Here is a 15,755-nt window from a genome sequence, read left to right as displayed (position 1 = left end):
TCAGTTCTCAGTGAAAATCAACAAGCCATGAATAAACACCTGATTATTGGGACTTCTATTTTTTCGGCTGAACGCTTGCCGGTTTCGCACTAGCCGTAAAGCATGTCCGGCAGGAATGTGACGATCTGAGGGAACAGGGCCAGCAGCAGCACGAACATGATCATGATCACCAGGAACGGGAAGGTCACCTTGGCGATATAGGCCGTGCTGCGGCCGGTGATGTTCTGGATCACCGCGAAATTGAAGGCCACCGGCGGCGTGATCTGGGCCATTTCGACGACCAGGACCATGAAGATGCCGAACCAGAGCTTGTCGAAGCCGGCCGTTTCCACCAGCGGCAGGACCACTGGCAGCGTCGTCGCGATCATTGCGAAGCCTTCAAGCGCCGTGCCGAGGATCAGATAGAGCGCGATCAGCGCCACGATTAGCAGGATCGGTGATAGGTTCATCTCGGTCACGAAGTTGGCGACGGCGGACGGTATGCCGAGCGTGGAGGTGATATTGCCGAGCACCGAGGCGCCGAGAATGATGATGCCCATGACCGAACATGTCTGCACCGCGCCAAGCACGATGTCGCGCATCACCCGCAGCGAAAGTGCCTTCTGGAAGAGGGCAACGAGGAAGGCGCCGACGACGCCGAGCGCCGCGGCTTCCGAGGGCGTCGCGAGACCGCCATACATCGAGCCCAGCACGCAGACGATCAGGAACATGGCGGGCGCGAGATCGCGCAGCGCCGCAACGCGCTGACGGAAGGGAATGTGGCGCAGCGCGCGCTCGCTTTCGGGAACAAGGTCCTTCTTGATGCTGCTGCGGATCATGATATAGGCGCCGAAGGTCGAGGCCAGCAGCAGGCCCGGAATGAAGCCGGCGGTAAACAGTCTGAGAACGGATTCATTGGCGAGAACGCCATACATGATCATCACCGTCGAGGGCGGGATCAGGAAGCCAAGCGTGCCTGCGCCTGCGAGGCTGCCGATGGCAAGTTCCGGCGAATAGCCGCGGTTCAGGAGTTCCTTCAGCGTCATTCGCCCGACGACCTGCGTTGTTGCCGCCGACGAGCCGGAAATTGCCGCAAAGATCGAACAGCCGACGATATTGACATGTAGCAGGCGGCCCGGCAGCAGGCCCGCCCATGGCGCAAGTCCCGAAAACAGCGCCTGCGAAAGCTTGGTGCGAAACAGAAACTCGCCCATCAGGATAAACAGCGGCAGGGCCACCAGATCGGGCGTCGTCAGAATGTTGAAGATGTACTGCGGAAACAGCCGGTCGATCGGAATGTGGGTGAAGAAGGCGGCGAGGCCGATCGCGGTCGTCAGCAACGCAATGCCGATCCATGCGCCTGCGGCGAGAGTTCCGAACAAAAGCCCGAAAAGGCTTGCGACGACCGTTCCCATAAGTTCACCTTTGATTAAAGCTGCGGTCTCTGCCGCACCGGCGCTGTTCCGGTGAAAAAATCACCTCAAATGCGCTTTCATTGTTTTGGACGTATCCGGCGGAAGGCGACATCCGCTCCTGCCGGATATGCCTCTGTCACTCGATGGCGCTGGCCGCGCCCAATTGGGGGTCGTTGACCACATTGCCGCTAACAGCGGTGATAAGCCGGGCGATCATCTGGAAGGCCAGGATCGCGGCGCCAAGCGTCAGCACGGCCTGGGGGATCCACAGCGGCGTGAAACTCTCCTGCGAGACATCGCCATAGCCATAGTTGCGCAGCGTGAACTTGAAGAGCCATATCGCCAGGGTGACGGTGACGGCGGAACCGAGCGCGGCGGAAACAATCTCGAGAACCCGGACGAGCCCGGCCCGACCTGAAGAAAGAATGAGTTCAACGCGCAATTGCAGTCCGGCCCGCAGTGTCATGCCGGAGCCCAGCAGAAAGGCCGCGCCCATCAGGTAGGCGCTATACTCCCAGCCAATGCCCGTTCCCGAAGGGACAAAGCTCAGATATCTGCTGAAGAAGGCGAGCAGAATATCCGTCAGCACCAGCAGAGTCAGGCTTGCGATGCAGAGCCCGGCAAGCCATGCGCCGAAGAGTGAAACCAGATCTGCGGTCCTTTGCAGGACCGCAGCAGGTCCACGAAATCCACCGAGGGGGCGGGTGTTTTCGCGAGACGGGGTATCACTCATTTCAGTCTTGCGCGCTTTTCGTTGCGAGGAATTCGTCGGCATAGGGCTTGGCGTCCGGAACGCGTTCGAAGAACGCGGACTGTACGGTCGTGGCCTTGTCGGCAATCTCCGCCTTCAGCTCATCCGAAAGCGGAACCAGAACCATGCCGTTGTCTTCCATGATCTTGATGCTCTTTTCGTCGGCTTCGCGCGACACGTCCCAGAACGCGGGCTCCAGTTCAGCGGCGACATCAAGAATGGCGGCCTGATCTTCTTCGGAAAGATCGTTCCAGACATCCATGTTGATGGTAACTGCGTTGGAGCCCCAGGTGTGGTTGGTCGGGTAGATGTATTCCAGGAATTCCCAGAAGCGGCCGTCAACGCCGGAGGTGGCCGAGGTGGCAACGCCATCGACGCGGCCGGAAGCCAGCGCGGGCAGAAGCTCGCCCCACGGCATGACCACGCCGTCCATGCCGATGCTGCTGATGATGTCGACGGTGTTCTTGTCGGCGCCGCGCACCGGAATGCCATCGAAATCGTCGATGTTTCCGATCTTCTCCTTCAGATAGACATACTGTGCCGGCGACGGCACCATGTAAATCAGCTTCTGGTTATACTGCTCGAACAGCTTCTCGAATTCGGGACGCAGATAGGTGTGGTATTCCTTCAGCTCATCCATCGAGGTGACCAGGAAAGGCACGCCCTCGGCGCCGAACATGGGATTGGAGCCGACCTGCTGGCTGATGTTAATGTCAGCCATGTCGACAAGACCATCGCGGACTGCGGCGAGCTGGTCGGGGCCTTTGAAGCCGAGCGAACCGGCGGCGTTCACGGTGATGGTCACCTCGCCATCGGTGGCCTTCTCGACGGCTTCGGCAAAGGTCCGAGCATTGTCGACCATGAAATTGCCTTCCGGAAGAACGTCGGAAAAGCGGAGATTGGTTTCCGCGGCGGCGATGCTCGCAGAGGCGATCAGCGCGGCGGTAGCGATGCCGGTTGTTTTAAGCAGTTTCATACGTCTGTTCCCTACTTCGTTGCGATCAACCGGCGGCGCAAAGGCATTTCACATACGCGCCGGAAGACCTGAACCCATTTTTTGTACGCAGTTCCGCAGGTTAGAGATGTTGTCCGTGCAGGAAAAACACTGGTTCGCTCTGATGTGATCGTGAAAACCTATGTTTACGTCTGCTTGCGCGCCCAGCTTCGCAGCGCTTAAAATACGATCGACGCCCGGTCCGCCATGTTCGATCGTGCAGCTTGTAGTGGCGCGTTGCACAGGAGGCTACAACAAATCGGCGTTTTCATGTATATCCGCCGCAAAAAACCGTCGTATGTCGTGCCCGTCTCGGTGTCAGTCGTCGCGATACTGCGTCTCAAAGCCAGATAAAACCGCGTATGGCACAAAAGCGCGATTGCAGGGACGAGCGTCATGGATATCCGCAAGCTGAAGTCTTTCGTCAAGATCATCGATATCGGCAGCATCACCCGTGCGTCAGCGATGCTGCATATCGCCCAGCCTGCGCTCAGTCAGCAGATCGCAGCCCTTGAGGCCCATTACGGCCGGCAATTGTTGATCCGCTCCAAACGCGGCGTCGTTCCGACAGAGGCGGGCAAGGTGCTCTATCGCCATGCGCAGCGCATCCTGCGCCAGATCGACGAGGCCGAACTCGATATCGCCAGCGCATCCGAGGAAATCACAGGCGTCGTGCGGGTCGGCCTTGCGCCGCTCGGTCTCGGCGCGCTTCTGGCGGCGCAATTGATCAAGAAGATTCGTGCCGAATATCCGGGCATCGTGCTCTACGTCAACGAGAATGTCGGCGGCGGAACCATGAGCGAGTTGCTGATGACCGGCAAGATGGACGTGGCTCTGATCTTCTATCCCGGTCCCATTCCGAGCCTCGGCTTCGAACGCATACTGACCGAGGAACTGCATTTCGTGACGGTATCGGAGGAATTCGAAGACGGCGCGGATGTTGGCTTCGCCGATGTGGCGCAGCGCGACCTCATCCTGCCGAGCCGGGTCCATACCCTGCGGCAGGTCATCGAGACCAATCTCGGCCGTATGAGCCTTGCCCCGCGCATTATCGCCGAGACGGAGTCGATCTCCGTGCTTTCAAACGCACTTGGCGAAGGGCTCGGAGACACGATCCTGCCGCTGTCTGCGTGCAAGGCCGTGCAGCGCCGGCTGCCCGAGGCGAGAAGCTTCCGTATCCGCAATCCCAACATGCGCATCAACATGTCGGTCTGCTGGTCGGCGCAGTTGCCGTTGAGCGAGGCGACGACGGTGGTTCAGGAGAACCTCGTCGCGCTCGCCCGCCAGCATGGCGAACAGCAGGATTAGCTGAGTTTCGCGACCGCATCCGCGATTTTAGCGCAGGCGGCTTCGATGATTTCCATCGACGTCGCAGTCGAGATACGGAAATAAGGCTCAAGCCCGTAGGCGCCGCCATGCACCGAAGCGACGCCTGCCTCTTCCAGGAGGTAAAGGCTGAAATCGAGATCGGTCTCGATGGTCTTGCCGGCTGGAGTCTTCTTGCCGATGACGCCGGCGCAGTTCGGATAAAGATAGAAGGCGCCGTCCGGCAACAGGCAGGAAAGTCCGGGGATTGCATTGATCAGCTCATGCGCGCGATCACGGCGCGCACGGTAGACCGAGACGGTTTCCTCGACGCTGTCCTGCGGACCGGTCAACGCGGCAGCGGCGGCGGCCTGGCTGATGGAGGACGGGCAGGAAGACATCTGTGACTGCAGCTTGTTGATCGCGTCGATCAGGAATTTCGGCCCGACCGCATAGCCGATCCGCCAGCCTGTCATGGCATATGACTTGGAAACGCCGTTGACGACCAGCGCCTGATCGGCAAGCTCCGGCATCACGCTCACAATGCTCTGTGCCGGAAAGTCCGCAAACCAGATGCGGTCATAGATTTCGTCGCACATCACCAGCACATCTGGGTGTCGCTTGATGACCTCGCCGAGCGCGCGCAGTTCTTCGGCGGTGTAGGCAGCGCCCGTCGGGTTCGACGGCGAATTCAGGATCACCCAGCGGGTGCGCGGGGTGATCGCAGCCTCGAGCGCCTCGGGCGTTAGCTTGAACCGGGTGCTCTCGTCGCAATGGACGATCACCGGCGTGCCGCCATTCGCAACCACCATGTCCGGGTAGGAGACCCAGTAGGGCGCAGGCACGATGACTTCCGTGCCGGCTTCGACCGTCGCCATCATTGCAACGAACAGGATCTGTTTCGCCCCGCCGCCAACGCAGATGCGATCAAGATCGCAGTCGATGTCGAGCCTTGTCTTGAAGTCATGCTGGATGGCCTTGCGCAGCGCGACCGTGCCGTTGACCGGCGTATATTTGGTGTCGCCTTCCGCGATTGCCTTGACGCCGACCGTCTTGATCGCGTGCGGGGTGTCGAAATCCGGTTCGCCCACCGTAAGGTTCAGGATCTCGCGACCTTCGGCCTTGAGGTCGCGCACCTTCTGGGCGGCGGCGGTGCTTGGAGAAACGCGGATCGATGTCACGCGGGTGGCAAGTTTTTCTGCCGACATGAGGTACTCCTCGGTTTGCTATTCTGGCTGAGGCGACGGCGTCCTATTTGTTGCCGGTGAGAATGACGTCGCCGCCGACGCGCTTGCCCGTCCTCAGGCCGCCCGGCACCTGCAGGGTCGGCAGCAGTTCGATCAGGCCGATATTGACGTATTGCGGCGTCTCAATCGCGTATTCGACGGCGTCGGCGATGTCGGAGACCTGCGGCATCTCGAAGCCTTCGAAATACTTCTCGCGGGCTTCCTCGGGGCTGATCTTTTCGACGCGGGCGAAAATATCGGTCTCGACCCGGCCGGGACTGATTTCGGTGACCCGCACGCGCCGTCCGAAGGCATCGACGCGCAGTTGCCGGGAAACAGTGTGCATTGCGGCCTTGGTGGCGTGATAGGCGATGTGACCGCCGAATTCGTAATGGCCGGCCATCGAGGTGATATTGAAGATATGCCCGCGGTCGCGCTCCATCATTTTCGGCAGCAGCAGGCGGGCGAGATGCAGGCCGGCGCGCAGGTTGACGTCGATCTGCTCGTCGATGTCGAAGGCATCCGACTGGAGAATGCTACCCGGCCGCGAGACGCCGGCGCAATTGACCAGCACGTCAATATCAAGCCCGGAGACCATTTTCGTCACCGCCTCGGTGTCTGAAACGTCGAGCACATGCGTGACGATGTTGCCGTTGGTCGCGGCAAGTTCCTCAAGGCTCTTTGCGTTGCGCGCAACGGCGTGGACTTTCAGCCCCTTCTCGGCCAGCCTTTCGGCGATAGCGCGGCCCATGCCGGTAGAAGCGCCCGTGACGAGAGCGGTTTTGTAATCAGAAGCGGGCATCGGTATTCCTTGTGTTCAATATGTCTCAGAATTCGGCATCATCGGCGCGTCATCGGTGCGACCACGCCGCCGGCAGACAGGATTTTCGCCCGCAGCAGGGTTGCCAGTTCGAGCGCGCCGGGCGTATCGGAATGAATGAGGATTGACTGCACCTGCATGTCGATTTCCTCGCCTGTGACGCAGGTGATCTTCTGCTCGCCCAGCACCTGGAAGACACGGGCGAGAACCGCATCCACATCCTTGATGACAGCGCCCTTCTGGTTGCGTGGTGCAAGCTGGCCGTTCGGCAGATAGCCGCGATCGGCGAGAAACAGCCGGACGACCTTGCGTCCGCGCTCCAGCGCCGCCTTTTCCAGCGCGCTTCCGGGCAGAACCAGAAAGGCGATCTCGGGATCGAAGTCACCCGTTGCATCTGCAAGCGCCTCGGCGATCGCCGTATCGGCGCTAGCCAGATTGCCAAGCGCGCCATGGGGATTGAGGTGGGTGATCCGGTGGCCGGCGCGGCGGGCAAAGGCATCAAGCGCGCCAAGCTGGTAGAGGACATGGGCCTGCAATTCGCCTAGCGGCATATCCATCTTGCGGCGACCGAAACCCATCCTGTCGGGGAAAGCCACATGGGCGCCGAGATCGACGCCCTTTTCCTTGGCGAGACGGACGGTGCGGTCCATGATCACCGGATCGCCGGCATGATAGCCGCAGGCAACATTGGCGGAGGTGATCTGGTCCATCAGCGCTGCATCATCAGCGATTTCGTAAGGGCCGAAACCTTCGCCCAGATCCGCGTTGATATCGATCTTCATGGCTGAGCCTCCAGTTCGAACAGAATGTCGCAATAGCCCACCACCGTTCCGGACGCTGGGATGTCGGAGGCGATGACGCCCGATGCTGGCGCTTCGATCGGCGCGCGCACGCAGCCGTCGGCAACGTAGCCGATGATCTGGCCCGCGCGGACGCTCGAACCGAACGAGACTGCGGAAAGCCCGTCATCATCGCCGCACGGCTGAAACAAGCCAAGCGCGGGGCTTCGGACGGAAACACGCGTGGTTGGAGCGGGACCAGTGACCAGCGACGCTTGATGTTCTGCCTCGGGCAGGACGAGTTCCAGAAAGCCATCGACGCCATCGATCCGGAGTTCCCGGATACCGGTCTGACGCATGCCTTCGCTCAGGGTTTCGAGTTCGGTTTCAGAAAACATCGCGGCTCCAGCTTTGAAACAGTCTTCGGCCTGTCGCGACTTGCTGCCGGGTTTCTTCGAGGTAGGCTGCGAAGGCCTCTTCGGCCTCTCTCATTCCGGCAAGGGTCAGCGGTTCGAACCGGATCAGATCGCCTGGTTTTGCCTGCGCCACCCGCCAGAGATCAGCGTCGATGACGCAACCGATCTTGGGGTAGCCGCCCATCGTCGCGGCATCGGCGAGCTGAATGATCGGCTGGCCGGAGGCCGGCACCTGGATGATGCCGGGCGCGATGCCGTGAGAGCGCAACTCACCTTCCGTCCACCGTTCCAGTATCGGACCCTCAAGGCGATAGCCCTGGCGGTTGCTCTGCGGGGTGACCTTGTAGGCCTTGCCATAAAACCCTTCCAGCGCGGTTTCCGTGAATTGCCCGGTTTCCGCCGAGGGGATCACGCGGAGGCGAATTTCGGCTTCGCCATCCTGTCGCAGCGGTGGAAGGTTGACGCTGATGCGGCTCAGCCTGCCCGGCGCAGAGCGGCCCTGCAGGCGATCGCCGGGCTTGAGAACCCGGCCTTCGAAGCCGCCGAAGCCTTCGCGCAACTGGGTGCTGCGCGAGCCCAGCATTTCCGGCACGTCGATGCCGCCGGGAAGCGCGAGATAGACCCGCGCGCCATCGCGCATCGCGCCGAATTCGAGAACCTGCCCGGCAAGCGCCGTCCCGGCAAAGCAGCGGGGCAGTGCGAGGCCGTCGAGCCTGGCGTCGCAGGCAGCGCCGGCAATCGCAAAGCCGGTATCCTCGATGAATTCGAACCGCCCTGGCGTCAGTGGAATTTCGAACGTGGCGTCAGTATCGGCATTGCCGAGAAGCCAGTTGGCGATGCGGTGAGAAAGCGGGTCCATCACGCCCGCCGATCCCAGGCCCTCGGTCCAATGACCGTGTCGTCCGAGATCCTGAACGGTGGCAAGGGCCGGGAGTGCAACAACTTCGATCATGCGATCACCTCCACCGGCCTGAACCGGATCTGGTCGCCCGGTACGAGAAGGGCGGCAGGCTCGCGCATCGGGTCGAAGAACACGGTGTCGGCCGTGCCGATCGTGTTCCAGCCGCTCGGCCCGGCCGAGGCCGATACCCCTGTCTGCAGACCGGCGACGGACAGCGAGCCGCCCGGCAGGTTTTGAAGCGGCACCTTGCGCCGCGGCGTTTGAAGGCGCGGATCGAGCCCGCCGAGATAGCAATAGCCCGCATGGCTGCCGACGGCGAACACCGTGTAGCTGGGCGCTGCATGACGGCGCACCAGTTCGTCGATGCCAAGGCCGGTCATCTCGGCGACCTCATGGATATGCGGGCCGCCCGCGCCGCCATAGGTGATGTCGATGTCGAGCACCTTGCCTGTGAGCGTCTTGGTGCGTCCGCTTTGCCACAGCGCATCGAGGCGCATTTCGAGAATGTCGAGGTCGGGCGGCACGTCCTTCAGCCGCAGCGCCAGATTGGTCATGCCCGTCGCGGCCTCGGCCACGCATTTCCATGTCGAGACCTCCTCGGCCATCGCCCAGATGCGCTGCTGGTGGGGGAGGTCAAACGGGCAATCGACCTGATAGATCAGGGCGCGGCTGCCAATCGGAAACAGGCCCTGTTCAGGCATGATCGCCTGCCTTGCCCTTCAAGAGGCGCTCGAGATGGTGGATCGAAACGCCGCCGGCGGCAAAGCCGGTTTCGGCGATCAGATCGCGGTGAAGGGAGAGGTTAGTGCTGATCCCCTCGACCCGCATTTCGGCGACCGCCGCATGGGCGCGCGCAAGCGCTTCGGTCCGGTCCGCGCCATGTGCGATCACCTTGGCGATCATGGAATCGTAATGCGCTGAAACCGCGCCGCCGGAATTCATATGCGTGTCGACCCGGACGCCGGGACCGCCCGGCAGATGCAGCGCGGTAACCCGTCCCGGACTTGGCGCGAAGGTTTCGGGGTCTTCGGCATTGATGCGACACTCGATCGCGTGGCCGGCAGAGACGATATCGTCCTGCACGAAGGGCAAAGGCTTGCCGCAGGCCATCTCGATCTGCAGCGCGACGATATCGAGACCCGTCACCATTTCGGTGACCGGGTGTTCCACCTGAATGCGGGTGTTCATCTCGATGAAATAGAACTGGCCGTCCTCATAGAGAAACTCGAACGTGCCGGCGCCGACATAGCCGATATCGACGCAGGATCGGGCGCAGCGCGCACCAATTTCGGCCACAAGCGCGCGGTCGATCCCGGGCGCCGGGGCCTCCTCGATTAGCTTCTGGTGTCGGCGCTGCATCGAACAATCGCGATCGCCGAGCCAGACCGCATGGCCATGGGCATCCGCCATGATCTGGATTTCGACATGGCGCGGGCGCTCAAGGAATTTTTCCAGATAAATTTCCGCATTGCCGAAGAAGCGTTCCGCCTCCTGTCGGGTCAGCATGGCAGCCTCGGCAAGCTCTTCCGCCCGCCGCACGACCCGCATGCCGCGCCCGCCACCGCCGCCGGCAGCCTTCAAGATCACCGGGAAGCCGGTTTCTTCGGCGATCGGCCGCATACCGGCTGGATCTGCCGGAAGCGCGCCTTTTGAACCTGGAACGCATGGAACGCCGGCGGCCAGCATGGCGGCCTTGGCCTCGACCTTGTCGCCCATGCGGCGCATGACGTCGGCGCTTGGACCCACCAGCGTCATGCCGGCGCTTTCAACCGCCTCGGCGAATTCCGGCTTTTCCGAAAGAAAGCCGTAGCCGGGATGGATGAGGTCCGCCTTGAGCAGGCGGGCCGCACTGATGATGGCGGCTATATTGAGGTAGCTCTTTGACGCCGCCGCCGGGCCAATGCAGATCGCATCATCGGCAGCCGCGAGATAGGACGCATCACGATCGGCTTCGGAAAAGCCGCAGGCCACCCGCAGTCCCAGCCTTCTGCCGGCCCGGATGATTCTGAGCGCAATCTCGCCGCGATTGGCGACGAACAGCGTTTTCTGTCTGGTCTCAGTCATCTGCGAGCTTCATCAACATCGCGGCGGCATCGACTTGGTCGCCGTCTTCTATAAGGATTTCCGCTATTACCCCGTCCCGTTCGGCAGCGATCGCCGTCATGATCTTCATCGCCTCGATCAGACAGACCGTCTGGCCTTTCGAAACCCGGTCACCGACCGTCACGAAGGGACGCGCGCCCGGCTTGTCGGCGAGGTAGCAGACACCGCCGAACGGTGCGGAAATGCCTCTGAAAGCGGGCGTTTCATCCGCGATAGCGGGCTTCGGCGCAGGCGGCGGGGACTTACGCGCGGATGGAGAAACAGCGCCGCTGACCATCGATACCTTGTTGCCGTCTTCGTCATAGGAGAAGGCTGCAAGGCCGTTCTTTCGGACCCAGGTCATACGGGCGATCAGGTTTTCTGTCGTGATCGGCATCCAGTCTTCGCGTCCTGATTTGCTTTTGGAACCAGCGTTTCGTCAAAAACTAGCATCGCAAGCCTGCAATGACGTCAGAGCGCTTTGGCATGACGTGGGGCTGCGACATAGGCATTGCCGATTACATCAGATGCACACGGTCTTATCGCCCGGCCCTGGCGCTGCCTATGCTTGCCTGCAACAGGCGGGACATGCCCGTCATCACGATAAAAGGGTGAGGAAATGCCGCACATCAAGACCAAAATCGAACGCGCCAAGCAGGAAGACGTGGCAGCGCTTGCCAAATTCGGCAGCGCCACGATCCACGAGGCGCAGGGACGTCTCGGCGCGCTCAGCTCGCGCATCAAACCCATCGATCGCAACATGTCGCTCTGCGGTCCGGCTTTCACGGTCGAAAGCTCGCCCCGCGACAACATCATGCTGCAGCTTGCGATTCATTATGCCCAGCCGGGCGATGTGATTGTTGTCTCCGCCGGTGAATACGAGGAAGCCGGCAGTTTCGGCGATGTCCTAGGCAATGCCTGCCTTGCAAAGGGGATTGCCGGTGTCGTTACCGATACGGGCGTGCGCGATACACTTCAGCTTATCGAACTCGGCCTGCCGGTATTCTCGCTCAGCGTCTGCATCAAGGGCACGGTCAAGGAAACGCTTGGCCGCGTCAATGCCGACATCATCGTCGGCGGTGAAGTGATCCGCCCCGGCGACGTCATCTGCGGCGATGCCGATGGCCTTGTCATGGTCAGGAAGGAAGACGCAGCCGAGGTGGCGAAGAAATCCCAGGCCCGCGAAGATGCCGAAGCCGGGTTCATTCAGGCTTACAAGGACGGCCGCACCATCATCGATGTCTGCAATCTGGAAGCCGTGCTGAAGACCAAGGGTCTGACCACCGACCTCTAAGCCTACACTTCATTTTTTGCATGCAGGGAGATTTCGGATGTCGGACATGTTCAGACTGGATGGCAAGATCGCGCTGGTGACAGGCTCGAGCCAGGGGATCGGCAATGCGCTGGCGCAAGGGCTCGCGGACCAGGGCGCCATTCCGGTGATCAACGGTCGCGATGCAGCCAGGACCGAAGCCGCGGTCGAGGCTTTCCGCAAGCAGGGGATCAAGGCCTGGCCTGCGATCTTCGACGTGACGGATCGGGCTTCCGTGGAAGCCGGGATCGCAAAGATCGAGGACGAGATCGGACCGATCGAAATCCTCATCAACAATGCCGGCATTCAGTACCGCACGCCGCTTGAGGATTTTCCCGCCGAGCAGTGGCAGCGTCTTTTCGATACCAATGTGTCGGGGACATTCTACACCGGTCAGGCGGTGGCCCGGCACATGATCGGTCGCGGTCGCGGCAAGATCATCAATATCTGCTCGGTGCAGAGCGAACTCGCCCGGCCCGGCATTGCGCCCTATACCGCTACCAAGGGCGCGGTGCGCAACCTGACGCGCGGCATGTGCACCGACTGGGCGAAATACGGCCTGCAGATCAATGCGATCGCGCCGGGCTATTTCGAAACGCCGCTCAATCAGGCGCTCGTCGATGATCCTGCATTTACCGCCTGGCTTGAAAAGCGCACGCCCGCCGGAAGGTGGGGCAATGTCGAGGAACTGATCGGCGCCGCCGTGTTTCTCGCTTCATCGGCGTCGTCCTTCGTCAACGGCCACACGCTTGCCGTGGATGGCGGCATCACCGTGAGTGTCTGATGGCGGTTCAGGTCGTGGTCATGGGAGTCAGTGGTTGCGGGAAATCGACGCTGGGCCGCCGCCTTGCGCAGGCTTTTCAAGCGCGGTTTGTGGAAGGCGACGACCTCCACAGTGTCGACAACGTTGACAGGATGCGCGCCGGCATCCCGCTTCAGGATGAAGATCGCTGGCCATGGCTGGAGCGCATCGGCGAAGAGCTGGCGCGCGCTGGCAAGCAGGATAGCGGGGTTGTGGTCGCCTGCTCAGCGCTGAAGAAATCCTACCGCGATCTTTTGCGTCGCACGGCGGGGCCGGGGCTCGGCTTCATCCATCTGCGCGGAGAGCGCGCTGCGCTGAAAGCCCGTATGGAGGCCCGGCACGACCATTACATGCCCGCGACCCTGCTGGACAGCCAGCTCGCGACGCTCGAGCCGACCGATGGCGAGGACGATGTGCTTGCGCTTGATTTCGCCAGTCCTGCCGACCGGTTGCAGGCAAAGGCTGCCGCGTTTCTGCGCCAGTCGGCCAATTCCATCATCACCGATGCTTCGCTTCCCGTTCCGGCAGGCTCGGCACGACAATAATTTCCAGCAGGAGCACTTTATGAAAGCCGCCATCATTCATGCCGCAAAGGATTTGCGGATCGAGGAAATTGCGTCGCAACAGGTCGCAGCCGGGCAGGTCGAGGTCCAGATCGGCGTCGGCGGCATCTGTGGGTCCGATCTGCATTATTACAATCACGGCGGTTTCGGCGATGTCCGTTTGCGCGAACCGATGATCCTCGGCCATGAGGTCGCCGGCACGGTGACCGCGCTTGGCGAGGGCGTGAGCGGGTTTGCCATCGGCGACCGTGTTGCGGTGTCGCCGTCGCGGCCGTGCGGTGACTGTGCCTACTGCCAGAAGGGCCTTCAGAACCACTGCGTGAACATGCGCTTTTACGGCAGCGCCATGCCGATGCCGCACATCCAGGGCGCATTCCGGGAGCGTCTGATCGCCGAAGCCTGGCAGTGCCACAAAGTCGCCGCTGGCGTTTCACTTGGCGAGGCGGCGATGGCGGAGCCTCTGGCCGTGACGCTACATGCCGTCAACCGCGCCGGTTCGCTTTTGGGCAAGCGGGTGCTGATTTCCGGCTGCGGTCCGATCGGCGCGCTCTGCATCGTCGCGGCGCGGGCGCATGGCGCGCGTGAGATCGTCGTGACCGACGTCATGGCAGGAGCCCTCGCATTCGGCGAAGCTGTCGGGGCCGACCGCACCATCAATGTCGCCGACAATGAGGAAGCGCTTGAAGCCTACGGCGCAGGCAAGGGCTATTTCGATGTGATGTTCGAGGCATCCGGCAATGCGCGGGCGCTTGCAAGCGGCCTCAAGGCGCTTGCGCCGCGCGGCATCCTCGTCCAGCTCGGCCTTGGCGGCGATGTCGCCCTGCCGCAGAACCTCGTTGTTTCAAAGGAAATCGAAATTCGCGGCTCGTTCCGGTTTCATGAAGAATACGGACTTGCTGTCGATCTGCTCAACAAGGGCCTTGTCGACGTCAAACCGCTCATCAGCGCCACCTATCCGCTGGCCGATGCCGTCGAGGCATTCGAAAAGGCCGGCAATCGCGCAGAGTCGATGAAGGTACAGTTGAAATTCGAATAGCCGCGGTCGGATCGCGGCTCTGGCGCCGCACAACGATAAAATCAGAGGAAATTCTCGATGTCGAAACCGGATGTACTGCAGCTCGGTCCCTATCCCGAATGGGACATGGAGCGTCTGGACGGCCTTTTCACCATGCACCCCCTGTTTGCGGTTGACGACAAGGCGGCATACCTCGCCGAACACGGCGGGAAGATCCGCGCTATCGCAACCCGCGGGGAGCTTGGCGCCACCCGGGCGCTGATCGAGGCTTTGCCGGCACTTGAGATCATCAGCGTCTACGGCGTTGGCTTCGATGCCGTCGATCTGGATGCGGCGCGCGAGCGCGGGATCCGCGTCACCAATACACCCGATGTGCTGACCGGCGACGTCGCCGATTTTGGCATCGCGATGATGCTCTGCCTGTCGCGCGGCATGATCGGCGCGGAAAAATGGGCGCGTTTCGGCGACTGGGCCGCGCATGGCACATATCCGGCCCAGCGCAGGGTATTCGGCAAGCGAGCAGGGGTGCTGGGTCTCGGCCGCATCGGCTTCGAGGTTGCCCGCCGGCTTTCAGGCTTTGATATGGAGATCGCCTACAGCGATATCGGTCCGAAGGACTATGCGCGCGACTGGCAGTTCGTCGAGAACCCGGAAGAACTTGCCGCCCGCTCGGATTTCCTGTTCGTGACCCTTGCCGCCTCAAAGGCCACGCGCCACACCGTTGGCTGCAAAGTTCTCGAAGCGCTCGGGCCGGAGGGCATGCTGATCAACATATCGCGGGCCTCGAATATTGATGAAGAGGCTCTTCTTTCGGCGCTTGAGAGCGGCAAGCTCGGCGCGGCAGCGCTCGACGTTTTCGAAAACGAACCGGATTTCGATCCGCGTTTTCTCGCATGCAGAAATGTCCTGCTTCAACCCCACCTTGCTTCCGGCACGGTTGAAACTCGAAAGGCCATGGGCAAGCTGATGATCGATAATCTGGAAGCGCATTTCGCCGGCGTCGCCCTGCCGACGCCGGTAATATGAAACGTCGCGTGTGATCAGGATAAGTTCTGGGTCGCAAATGAGGGCCCGTGACAATGGCGCCACGAAAGCTGGTCACGGTGCTGCCACGTTGGTTTCTCTACCGCACTCCGGCTTTTCGCGCCAATAGATAGCCGAAGCGCAGATCGGGCAAGGGCCACACGCATAAGGGATTCTGCCTCCTGAAATGCAATCATGTTTCGGTTAAAATTGACAAAAGTTCAAAAAGTCACCCGGCGAGAGATCGTGTCCCGCAACTTGGTGTAGCTGGATTTCATAGCCATAGCATCGATGAAACAGCATCTGCTGGCGACCTGATAATACTCGCTGTTCGTTCGACGGATATGTCTAGGCTCAGGACCTATTAAATCA

General features: G+C 61.3%; 17 protein-coding genes. 6 read left to right on the top strand and 11 right to left on the bottom strand.

Annotated features, from left to right (window positions below; all coding sequences use genetic code 11):
• Positions 1-89: 89 nt before the first annotated feature.
• The 3 genes from B4E36_RS07225 to B4E36_RS07215 form a co-directional block, all read right to left on the bottom strand.
• Positions 90-1,394: a TRAP transporter large permease gene (locus tag B4E36_RS07225; protein WP_292057287.1), complete on the bottom strand. Its 1,305-nt coding sequence runs from the start codon at positions 1,392-1,394 to the stop codon at positions 90-92.
• A 136-nt stretch (positions 1,395-1,530) separates the two neighbouring features.
• On the bottom strand, positions 1,531-2,169 hold the full coding sequence (locus tag B4E36_RS07220) for a TRAP transporter small permease (protein ID WP_292057285.1): 639 nt from the start codon (positions 2,167-2,169) through the stop codon (positions 1,531-1,533).
• On the bottom strand, positions 2,129-3,121 hold the full coding sequence (locus B4E36_RS07215) for a TRAP transporter substrate-binding protein (RefSeq protein WP_292057283.1): 993 nt from the start codon (positions 3,119-3,121) through the stop codon (positions 2,129-2,131). Before B4E36_RS07215 ends, B4E36_RS07220 begins: the two co-directional genes overlap by 41 nt.
• Positions 3,122-3,535: 414 nt before the next feature.
• On the opposite strand from B4E36_RS07215, the gene B4E36_RS07210 reads away from it, so the two are divergent.
• Positions 3,536-4,447 carry a LysR substrate-binding domain-containing protein gene (locus B4E36_RS07210; protein ID WP_018067514.1) on the top strand — a complete coding sequence of 304 codons (912 nt, stop codon included), beginning with the start codon at positions 3,536-3,538 and terminating at the stop codon, positions 4,445-4,447.
• Here the strand turns inward: B4E36_RS07210 and B4E36_RS07205 are convergent.
• From B4E36_RS07205 to B4E36_RS07170, 8 genes are read right to left on the bottom strand one after another with little or no spacing between them, the layout of a single operon-like run.
• A complete protein-coding gene (locus B4E36_RS07205) occupies positions 4,444-5,652 on the bottom strand; it encodes an aspartate transaminase (RefSeq protein ID WP_292057280.1) in 1,209 nt (402 codons plus the stop codon). The genes B4E36_RS07210 and B4E36_RS07205 overlap by 4 nt on opposite strands.
• A gap of 43 nt (positions 5,653-5,695) precedes the next feature.
• The gene (locus tag B4E36_RS07200) at positions 5,696-6,472 is read right to left on the bottom strand and encodes an SDR family oxidoreductase (RefSeq protein WP_292057279.1); all 777 of its coding nucleotides are present in this window, start codon (positions 6,470-6,472) and stop codon (positions 5,696-5,698) included.
• 38 nt (positions 6,473-6,510) lie between these two features.
• The gene (locus B4E36_RS07195) at positions 6,511-7,272 is read right to left on the bottom strand and encodes a LamB/YcsF family protein (protein ID WP_292057278.1); all 762 of its coding nucleotides are present in this window, start codon (positions 7,270-7,272) and stop codon (positions 6,511-6,513) included.
• Positions 7,269-7,667 (bottom strand): hypothetical protein, encoded by a 399-nt coding sequence (locus B4E36_RS07190; RefSeq protein WP_292057277.1) that lies wholly within the window; start codon positions 7,665-7,667, stop codon positions 7,269-7,271. The genes B4E36_RS07195 and B4E36_RS07190 overlap by 4 nt, the downstream gene beginning before the upstream one ends.
• The gene (locus B4E36_RS07185; protein WP_292057275.1) at positions 7,657-8,637 is read right to left on the bottom strand and encodes a biotin-dependent carboxyltransferase family protein; all 981 of its coding nucleotides are present in this window, start codon (positions 8,635-8,637) and stop codon (positions 7,657-7,659) included. The genes B4E36_RS07190 and B4E36_RS07185 overlap by 11 nt, the downstream gene beginning before the upstream one ends.
• Complete coding sequence (gene pxpB / locus B4E36_RS07180; protein ID WP_292057273.1) at positions 8,634-9,287, bottom strand: 5-oxoprolinase subunit PxpB; 654 nt, start codon at positions 9,285-9,287, stop codon at positions 8,634-8,636. Before pxpB ends, B4E36_RS07185 begins: the two co-directional genes overlap by 4 nt.
• Positions 9,280-10,650 (bottom strand): acetyl-CoA carboxylase biotin carboxylase subunit, encoded by a 1,371-nt coding sequence (locus tag B4E36_RS07175; RefSeq protein WP_292057272.1) that lies wholly within the window; start codon positions 10,648-10,650, stop codon positions 9,280-9,282. The genes pxpB and B4E36_RS07175 overlap by 8 nt, the downstream gene beginning before the upstream one ends.
• Positions 10,643-11,065, bottom strand: coding sequence for an acetyl-CoA carboxylase biotin carboxyl carrier protein (locus B4E36_RS07170; protein ID WP_292057270.1), 423 nt, complete (start codon positions 11,063-11,065; stop codon positions 10,643-10,645). Before B4E36_RS07170 ends, B4E36_RS07175 begins: the two co-directional genes overlap by 8 nt.
• 222 nt (positions 11,066-11,287) lie before the next feature.
• Between B4E36_RS07170 and B4E36_RS07165 the strand changes: the two genes are divergently transcribed.
• The 5 genes from B4E36_RS07165 to B4E36_RS07145 are packed head-to-tail and all read left to right on the top strand — an operon-like array spanning position 11,288 to position 15,386.
• Entirely contained in the window at positions 11,288-11,962 is a 675-nt protein-coding gene (locus B4E36_RS07165) for a 4-carboxy-4-hydroxy-2-oxoadipate aldolase/oxaloacetate decarboxylase (RefSeq protein WP_292057268.1), read from the top strand.
• A gap of 37 nt (positions 11,963-11,999) precedes the next feature.
• A complete protein-coding gene (locus B4E36_RS07160; RefSeq protein WP_018067504.1) occupies positions 12,000-12,764 on the top strand; it encodes an SDR family oxidoreductase in 765 nt (254 codons plus the stop codon).
• Positions 12,764-13,327, top strand: a complete 564-nt coding sequence (locus B4E36_RS07155) for a gluconokinase (RefSeq protein WP_292057265.1) — start codon at positions 12,764-12,766, stop codon at positions 13,325-13,327. Before B4E36_RS07160 ends, B4E36_RS07155 begins: the two co-directional genes overlap by 1 nt.
• Positions 13,328-13,346: 19 nt before the next feature.
• The gene (locus tag B4E36_RS07150) at positions 13,347-14,381 is read left to right on the top strand and encodes an L-idonate 5-dehydrogenase (protein WP_292057263.1); all 1,035 of its coding nucleotides are present in this window, start codon (positions 13,347-13,349) and stop codon (positions 14,379-14,381) included.
• A 57-nt stretch (positions 14,382-14,438) separates the two neighbouring features.
• Complete coding sequence (locus B4E36_RS07145; protein ID WP_345900175.1) at positions 14,439-15,386, top strand: 2-hydroxyacid dehydrogenase; 948 nt, start codon at positions 14,439-14,441, stop codon at positions 15,384-15,386.
• Positions 15,387-15,755: the final 369 nt, after the last annotated feature.

Source organism: Martelella sp. UBA3392 (genome assembly GCF_002358775.1).
Taxonomy (GTDB): domain Bacteria; phylum Pseudomonadota; class Alphaproteobacteria; order Rhizobiales; family Rhizobiaceae; genus Martelella; species Martelella mediterranea.
This window is presented reverse-complemented; position numbering and strand designations above follow the sequence as displayed.

Coding starts and splice junctions, on each gene's coding strand:
- B4E36_RS07160 (WP_018067504.1), top strand. CDS start 12,000: ATGTCGGACATGTTCAGACTGGATGGCAAGATCGCGCTGGTGACAGGC.
- B4E36_RS07150 (WP_292057263.1), top strand. CDS start 13,347: ATGAAAGCCGCCATCATTCATGCCGCAAAGGATTTGCGGATCGAGGAA.
- B4E36_RS07145 (WP_345900175.1), top strand. CDS start 14,439: ATGTCGAAACCGGATGTACTGCAGCTCGGTCCCTATCCCGAATGGGAC.
- B4E36_RS07170 (WP_292057270.1), bottom strand. CDS start 11,065: ATGCCGATCACGACAGAAAACCTGATCGCCCGTATGACCTGGGTCCGA.
- pxpB (WP_292057273.1), bottom strand. CDS start 9,287: ATGCCTGAACAGGGCCTGTTTCCGATTGGCAGCCGCGCCCTGATCTAT.
- B4E36_RS07195 (WP_292057278.1), bottom strand. CDS start 7,272: ATGAAGATCGATATCAACGCGGATCTGGGCGAAGGTTTCGGCCCTTAC.
- B4E36_RS07155 (WP_292057265.1), top strand. CDS start 12,764: ATGGCGGTTCAGGTCGTGGTCATGGGAGTCAGTGGTTGCGGGAAATCG.
- B4E36_RS07165 (WP_292057268.1), top strand. CDS start 11,288: ATGCCGCACATCAAGACCAAAATCGAACGCGCCAAGCAGGAAGACGTG.
- B4E36_RS07215 (WP_292057283.1), bottom strand. CDS start 3,121: ATGAAACTGCTTAAAACAACCGGCATCGCTACCGCCGCGCTGATCGCC.
- B4E36_RS07190 (WP_292057277.1), bottom strand. CDS start 7,667: ATGTTTTCTGAAACCGAACTCGAAACCCTGAGCGAAGGCATGCGTCAG.
- B4E36_RS07220 (WP_292057285.1), bottom strand. CDS start 2,169: ATGCCGACGAATTCCTCGCAACGAAAAGCGCGCAAGACTGAAATGAGT.
- B4E36_RS07200 (WP_292057279.1), bottom strand. CDS start 6,472: ATGCCCGCTTCTGATTACAAAACCGCTCTCGTCACGGGCGCTTCTACC.
- B4E36_RS07185 (WP_292057275.1), bottom strand. CDS start 8,637: ATGATCGAAGTTGTTGCACTCCCGGCCCTTGCCACCGTTCAGGATCTC.
- B4E36_RS07210 (WP_018067514.1), top strand. CDS start 3,536: ATGGATATCCGCAAGCTGAAGTCTTTCGTCAAGATCATCGATATCGGC.
- B4E36_RS07225 (WP_292057287.1), bottom strand. CDS start 1,394: ATGGGAACGGTCGTCGCAAGCCTTTTCGGGCTTTTGTTCGGAACTCTC.
- B4E36_RS07175 (WP_292057272.1), bottom strand. CDS start 10,650: ATGACTGAGACCAGACAGAAAACGCTGTTCGTCGCCAATCGCGGCGAG.
- B4E36_RS07205 (WP_292057280.1), bottom strand. CDS start 5,652: ATGTCGGCAGAAAAACTTGCCACCCGCGTGACATCGATCCGCGTTTCT.